Origin of the sequence: Flavonifractor sp., from assembly GCF_019422385.1 — a bacterium.
Lineage (GTDB): Bacteria > Bacillota > Clostridia > Oscillospirales > Oscillospiraceae > Flavonifractor > Flavonifractor avistercoris.
The window spans coordinates 1-7,019 of record NZ_JAHZDL010000112.1; the positions used below are offsets into that span (position 1 = coordinate 1).

Consider the following 7,019-nt stretch of genomic DNA (forward strand, 5'->3'; position numbering starts at 1 on the left):
CGTCGTTGGTGACCTCCAGGGCGATGTCGGAGGCGTACATCTTGGCCATGGCGGACTCCATGCCGTAGGGGGCGTGGTGCTCCTTCAGCTCGGCGGCGGAGTAGATCAGGAATCGGGCGCAGCGCAGCTTGGTGGCCATGTCGGCCAGCTTGAAGGCCAGGGACTGCTGGGCGGCGATGGGCTTGCCGAACTGGACGCGCTCCTTGGAGTAGTCCAGGGCGGACTCATAGGCCCCCTGGGCGATGCCCAGGGCCTGGGCCGCGATGCCGATGCGGCCGCCGTCCAGGGTGGCCATGGCGATCTTGAAGCCCTCGCCCTCCTTGCCCAGCAGGTTCTCCTTGGGCACCTTCACGTCGTTGAAGATCAGCTCCGCCGTGGAGGAGGAGCGAATGCCCATCTTGTCGTAGTGGTCGCCGAACTCAAAGCCCTTCCAGCCCTTCTCCACGATGAAGGCGGAGATGCCCCGGGTGCCGATGTCCGGCGTGGTGACGGCGAATACTACATAGGTGTCCGCCTTGGGCGCGTTGGTGATGAAGATCTTGCCGCCGTTGAGCAGGTAGTGGTCGCCCTTGTCCACGGCGGTGGTCTCGGTGCCGCCGGCGTCGGAGCCGGCGTTGGGCTCGGTCAGGCCGAAGGCGCCCAGCTTCTCACCCTTGGCCAGGGGCACCAGGTACTTCTGCTTCTGCTCCTCGGTACCGAAGGCGAAGATGGGCCAGGAGCCCAGGGACACGTGGGCGGAGAGAATGACGCCTGTGCCGCCGTCCACCCGGGACAGCTCCTCCACGGCGATGGCATAGCTGATGGCGTCCAGCCCCGCGCCGCCGTACTCCTTGGGATAGGGGATGCCCATCAGGCCCATCTCCCCCAGCTTCTTCACTGCTTCGGCGGGGAACTCGTTGGCCTGGTCCAGAGAGAAGGCGATGGGCTTCACCTCTTCCTCGGCAAAGGCCCGGATCTTGGCGCGCAGCTCCTCATGCGCCTGGGTGGTCTGGAATAACATGTCGCGTCCTCCTTTTTGATGAAGTGGATAAAGTTTATCTATTTTCAGGGTAAAAAGAAACGCTAACCGGACTCCCGCAGAATCTCCGCCAGGGTGTGGGCCTTCAATTCCGCGTTGAGCTTGGCCTGGATGGCCGCCAAGTGGCAGTGGACGGTGCAGCCGCCGTGGGCCTCCCGCCAGGAGCACCGGTGGCCCGGCACTGTGCAGCCGCTGAGCCGGCAGCTCTCCCCCATGGCCTCCATCAGGTCATAGAGGGAGGTCTTTTCCAGATCGGCCAGCAGGCGACAACCGCCGTCGGCCCCCCGGGTTACCTCCACAAGGCCCGCCTTGGACAGCTTCTTGAGGATCTTGTACGCAAAGGGCTGGGGCACCAGCTCCCGCTCCGCCGCCTCCGCCGCGGTGTGCCGCTCCCCGTCGGCCAGGGTGCGCAGCAGGCGGATGGCATAATCGGTCTCCCGGGTGATCACCGGCGTACTCCCTCCCTTCTGTACTGTCGAGTATAACATATCATTCTGGATAAACTTTGTCAAGTATGGTTTCCCAGTTTCGTCAACTTGCTGAAAATGGGCCGAAAAGCCCCCCGCGCCCGAAGGGCGCGGGGGGCTGAAAGCCTTGTCTCAGAACAGATGCACGGTGGTGATCAGTCCGGAAAACACGATGGAGACGGTGGAGCACAGCTTGATGAGGATGTTCAGGGAGGGGCCGGAGGTGTCCTTGAAGGGGTCGCCCACGGTGTCGCCGATGACGGCGGCCTTGTGGCACTCGGAGCCCTTGCCGCCGTGATGGCCGCCCTCAATGTACTTCTTGGCGTTGTCCCAGGCGCCGCCGGCGTTGGCCATGAACACAGCCACCACGAAGCCGGTGACGGTGACGCCGCCCAGCAGGCCCACCACGGCCTCCGCGCCCAGAATCAGGCCGGTGACCACGGGAACCACGATGGCCAGCAGGGAGGGCACCACCATCTCATGCAGGGCGCCCTTGGTGCACAGGTCCACACAGGAGGCGTAGTCGGGGTCGGCCTTGCCCTCCATGATGCCGGCGATCTCCTTGAACTGCCGGCGGACCTCCACCACGATGGACTGGGCGGCCCGCTGCACGCCGCTCATGGTCAGGGCGGCGAAGAGGAAGGTGAGCATGGCGCCCACAAACAGGCCCACCAGCACGGCGGGGTTGGTGATGGACAGATCCAGGGCGTCCACCTTGCCCTCCACCACGTCCACGTAGCTGACCAGCAGGGCCAGGGCGGTGAGGGCGGCGGAGCCGATGGCGAAGCCCTTGCCGGTGGCGGCGGTGGTGTTGCCCAGGGAGTCCAGGGCGTCGGTGCGGTTGCGCACCTCCTCGCCCAGGCCGCTCATCTCGGCGATGCCGCCGGCGTTGTCGGCCACGGGGCCATAGGCGTCGGTGGCCAGGGTGATGCCCAGGGTGGACAGCATGCCCACGGCGGCGATGCCAATGCCGTACAGGCCCTTGGAGAACAGAAGCTCATACTCGCCGGAGGCGGTGGACAGGGTGCCGCCGGCGGCCAGGAAGGAGACGATGATGGCGATGCCGATGATCACGATGGGGGCGGCGGTGGACTTCATGCCCAGGGAGATGCCGCCGATGATGGTGGTGGCGGCGCCGGTCTCGGTGGAGTCGGCCAGGGCCTGGGTGGGCTTATAGGTATCGGAGGTGTAGTACTCGGTGAAGTAGCCGATGGCGCAGCCGGCCACCAGGCCCGCCAGGATGGCGATGTAGGGGCCCCAGGAGCCCATCAGGAAGTAGGTCACCGGGGCGCCGATGACGGCGGCCAGCACGGCGGCGGTGTAGGTGCCCTTGCGCAGGGTGGCCAGCAGGGACTTCTGGGTGGCCTCCTCCCGGGTGCGGATCAGGAAGGTGCCGAACACGGAGCACACCACGCCCACCACGGAGATCACCAGGGGCAGCAGGATGGCGTTCCACTCCAGGCCCTCAGAGGCATAGGCGGTGGCGCCCAGGGCAAAGGTGGCCAGGATGGAGCCCACATAGGACTCGTACAGATCGGCGCCCATGCCGGCCACGTCGCCCACGTTGTCGCCCACGTTGTCGGCAATGGTGGCGGGGTTGCGGGGGTCATCCTCGGGGATGCCGGCCTCCACCTTGCCCACCAGGTCGGCGCCCACGTCGGCGGCCTTGGTGAAGATGCCGCCGCCCACGCGGCCGAACAGGGCCATGAAAGAGGCACCCATGCCGAACATAACCATGGTCTGGGCGATCTGGGCCGCGCCGAAGCCGGCGATGTACTTGAGGATATGGAACCAGATGGACACGTCCAGCAGGCCCAGGCCCACTACGGTGAAGCCCATGACCGCGCCGGAGGAGAAGGCCACGCTCAGGCCCCGGTTCAGGCTCTCATGGGCGGCGTTGGCGGTGCGGGCATTGGCGGAGGTGGCGATCTTCATGCCCACGAAGCCCGCCAGGCCAGACCAGATGCCGCCGGTGAGGAAGGCAAAGGGGATAAACCAGTTGTCCAGCATGTCCAGCCATGCCAAAATCAACAAAATCACGAAGACGATAATAAAGATCTTCGCAACCGTCGTATACTGGCGCTTAAGGTATGCGTTAGCTCCTTTTCGGATCGACGAAGCCAGTTTTTGCATCAGCTCCGTGCCCTCAGAGAACTTTAATACCTTCTTTGCCTGCGTTAAGGCGAAGATTAGTGCTATCAGAGCACCCGCAAATCCCAGCCAAAACAAGTTTTCCATTGACTTACCCCACTCCTTTGTTTTGGAAACCCCTTGCACCGCAAGGCTTTTCCGGTATAAGAGACAATAGTATATTACTCCAATACAGGGCTGTTTGGCAAGTATATCTTAAAAAAGAAAGCGTCAAATCCGATGGATTTGACGCTTTCCACAAAATCGAATCCGGGGTTCAGGATTTCTTCCATGCAGTTCCACTAAAGAGCACAAGGACGGGAATGATTTCCAGTCTGCCCAGGATCATACACATGGACAGCACGATCTTGGAGAAGCCGGAGAAGGCGGAGAAGTTGCCCATGGGGCCTACCATCTCCAGGCCGGGGCCCACGTTGCCGATGCAGGTGACCACGGCGGTAAAGGTGGTACCAAAGGAGAAGTTGTCCACCGACACCAGGAGAATGGCCGCCAGGGTGATGAACATATAGGCGGCGAAAAAGATCATGGTGGAGCGGAGATCCTTTTCGTCCACCACCCGTCCGTCCAGCTTGACCACGTTGACCGACCGGGGATGGATGATCTGCCGGATCTCCCGGCGGATGGCCCGCAGGAGCAGCAGCACCCGGGAGCACTTGATGGCGCCGCCGGTGGAGCCGGCGCAGGCGCCGATGAACATGAGCAGCACCAGGATCGTCTTGGAGAACTCCGGCCACAGGTTAAAGTCCGTGCTGGCGAAGCCGGTGGTGGAGATGATGGAGGCCACCTGGAAGGCGGAATGGCGGACGGTCTCCCCCACCGTGTCGAACATGCCGTGGATGTTGACGGCGATGAGGACGGTGCTGGCCGCCACCACCCCCAGGAAGAAGCGCAGCTCGTCGCTGCGCAGGGCCTGGCGCACCTTGCCGCAGAGGATGAGGAAGTACACCGAGAAGTTCACCGAGAACAGGAGCATGAACACGGTGAGGACGATCTCGGCGGCGGGGTTGCCGTAGGCGGCGATGGAGATGTTCTTCACCGCGAAGCCGCCGGTGCCCGCGGTGGCGAAGGTGTTGACAATGCTGTCATACCAGGGCATGCCCGTCAGGCGGAGGAGGAAAATCTGCACCAGGGTCATGGCGCAGTAGATGCCGTAGAGGATCTTGGAGGACTGGCTGGACTTGGGCACCAGCTTGCTGACGATGGGGCCGGGGCTCTCCGCCTTCATCAGGTGGAGGGTGCGCCCGCCCAGGCTGGGCATCAGGGCGATGGTGAGCACCAGCACCCCCATGCCCCCCAGCCAGTGCATGAAGGACCGCCAGAACAGGATTCCCCTGGGCAGGGGCTCCACGGCGGTGAGGATGGAGGAGCCGGTGGTGGTGAAGCCGGAGACCGACTCGAAGAAGCAGTCGATGTAGGAGTCGAAGTACCCGCAGAAGTGGAAGGGCAGGGCGCCGCAGGCCCCCACCAGCAGCCAGATCAGGGCCACGGCGAAGAAGCCCTCCCGGGGGAAGAAGTGGTCGTTGCTGCGGATCAGGGAGAGCAGCAGGCCCGCGCCCCCGGTGATGGCGATGGCCAGCAGGAAGGGCACCGGGTTCTCCCGGTAGATCAGGCAGACCAGCAGGGGGAGCAGCATGGTCATGGACAGCACCATCAGGGTCTTGCCCGTGACCCGGAACACCAGTCTGAAGTTCATTGGACGCCTCCCAGATCCATGTGGGATTCGTCATAGATGTCGTTGATGTCCAGGATGCCGTGGCTGCTGGAGACGATGATCACCGTGTCCCCCGCGGAGATCACCGCGGAGCCGTCGGGGATGATGATGCGGCCCTGGTGGACCAGCACGGCGATCAGGATGCCCTTCTTCAGGGCCAGGTCCTTCAGGGGCACCCCCTGGTGGCGGGTGGTGTCGTTGGCCACGAACTCCATGGCCTCGGCATGGCCGTCGGCGATCTTGTACAGGGCGTTCATCACGCTGCCCTTGGAGTTCTGCATACCCCGCACCACCTGGAGGATCTGGGCGGCGGTGAGGATCTTGGGGGAGATGACGCTGTCCAGGCCGGCGGCGTGGGCGATGCCCGCGTAGTTCTGCCGGTTGGACTTGGACACCACCTTGGAAATACCCTGCTGCATGGCGAACAGGGAGATGATCAGGTTGTCCTCATCCCGGTCGGTGAGGGCCACAAAGGCGTCGGACGCCGCCACGTTCTCCTCCTCCAGCAGGCTCTGGTCGGTGCCGTCGCCGCAGAGGACGGTGGCGTGGGGGAGCAGCTCGCTGAGCAGGCGGCAGCGGGCCTCGTCCCGCTCCACGATCTTCACCTTCATGCCCTGCCGCTCCAGGATGGCGGACAGGTAGTAGGCGATGCGCCCGCCCCCCACCAGGAACACGTCGCGGCACTGGGGGGTGTGGCGGCCCAGCAGGCGGAAGAAGGCGGTCAGGCCGCTGGGCTGGCCGATCACATAGAGCCGGTCCCCCGGCTGGGGCACGAAGGAGCCGTCGGGGATCACCACGTCCCCCCCCTCCCGCTCCGCCGCGCAGAAGAGCATGGGCAGGGCCTGGAGCTTGTGGCTCTGGGCGGACAGGGGATGGCCGGCCATGAAGTCCCCCTCCCGCACCCGGAAGCTGATGAGCTCCACCCGGCCCCGGCAGAAGGTCTCCAGATTGGCCGCCGCCGGGAAGCGGAGCAGCCGGGAGATCTCCACCGCCGCGGTGTTCTCCGGATTGATCACCATGTCGATGCCCAGGGAATCCTTCAGAAGGGCCAGCTCCTGGGCGTACTCCACGTTGCGCACCCGGGCGATGGTGTACCGGGCGCCCAGCCGCTTGGCCGCCAGGCAGCAGACCATGTTGATCTCATCCATACTGGTCGCGGCGATCACCACGTCTGCGCTCCCCGCCTCCGCCTCCCGCAGGGCGGACAGAGACGCGCCATTGCCCTTGACGCACAGGACGTCCAGGGCCTCAGAGGCCCGGCGGAGGGCATCGTCATTGGTGTCAATGACCGTGACGTCGTGCTCCTCCTGGGAGAGGTGTTCCGCCAGGGCAAAGCCGACCTTGCCATCTCCCACGATGATGATTTTCAAACCTGTTTCATTCCTTTCAAACAATCCCAATTCAATCCAGCACACACGCTGTAAAGCCCATCTTAGCGCAAACTGTACCGATATGCAAGAGCGGAATGAAATTTTGTTTCACTGAGCCAGAAAGCCACGCCGGATTTCTCCGGGACAGCCCTGTCAGACGCAATTCCAGGGCGAAAGCAGACAAGTTGAATCCAGCCGCAGACGGCAACTGTAGTATGCAAAAAACCACATCCGAAGATGTGGTTTTTTGGTGGAGATAAGCGGGATCGAACCGCTGACCTCTTGAATGCCATTTACAGCCC

6 protein-coding genes are annotated in these 7,019 nt (G+C 63.7%); all 6 read right to left on the reverse strand.

Annotation, left to right across the window (positions count from 1 at the left end; translation table 11 throughout):
* Positions 1–1,000 (reverse strand): acyl-CoA dehydrogenase family protein (locus tag QZ378_RS11695; protein WP_291258392.1); only part of this gene is annotated, 1,000 nt, incomplete at its 3' end.
* Between the two features lie 62 nt (positions 1,001–1,062).
* The gene (locus QZ378_RS11700) at positions 1,063–1,467 is read right to left on the reverse strand and encodes an Rrf2 family transcriptional regulator (protein ID WP_291258393.1); all 405 of its coding nucleotides are present in this window, start codon (positions 1,465–1,467) and stop codon (positions 1,063–1,065) included.
* Between the two features lie 150 nt (positions 1,468–1,617).
* Positions 1,618–3,723: a sodium-translocating pyrophosphatase gene (locus tag QZ378_RS11705; protein WP_087241360.1), complete on the reverse strand. Its 2,106-nt coding sequence runs from the start codon at positions 3,721–3,723 to the stop codon at positions 1,618–1,620.
* Between the two features lie 169 nt (positions 3,724–3,892).
* The gene (locus QZ378_RS11710) at positions 3,893–5,329 is read right to left on the reverse strand and encodes a TrkH family potassium uptake protein (RefSeq protein WP_291258394.1); all 1,437 of its coding nucleotides are present in this window, start codon (positions 5,327–5,329) and stop codon (positions 3,893–3,895) included.
* Positions 5,326–6,717: a Trk system potassium transporter TrkA gene (gene trkA, locus QZ378_RS11715; protein WP_291258395.1), complete on the reverse strand. Its 1,392-nt coding sequence runs from the start codon at positions 6,715–6,717 to the stop codon at positions 5,326–5,328. Before trkA ends, QZ378_RS11710 begins: the two co-directional genes overlap by 4 nt.
* A gap of 31 nt (positions 6,718–6,748) precedes the next feature.
* Positions 6,749–7,019, reverse strand: a 271-nt coding sequence (locus QZ378_RS11720; RefSeq protein WP_291258396.1) for a hypothetical protein, incomplete at its 5' end; no start/stop codon positions are given.

What these genes read in the sequence shown, in the direction of transcription:
- QZ378_RS11705 (WP_087241360.1), bottom strand. Translation starts at nt 3,723, where the DNA reads ATGGAAAACTTGTTTTGGCTGGGATTTGCGGGTGCTCTGATAGCACTA.
- QZ378_RS11710 (WP_291258394.1), bottom strand. Translation starts at nt 5,329, where the DNA reads ATGAACTTCAGACTGGTGTTCCGGGTCACGGGCAAGACCCTGATGGTG.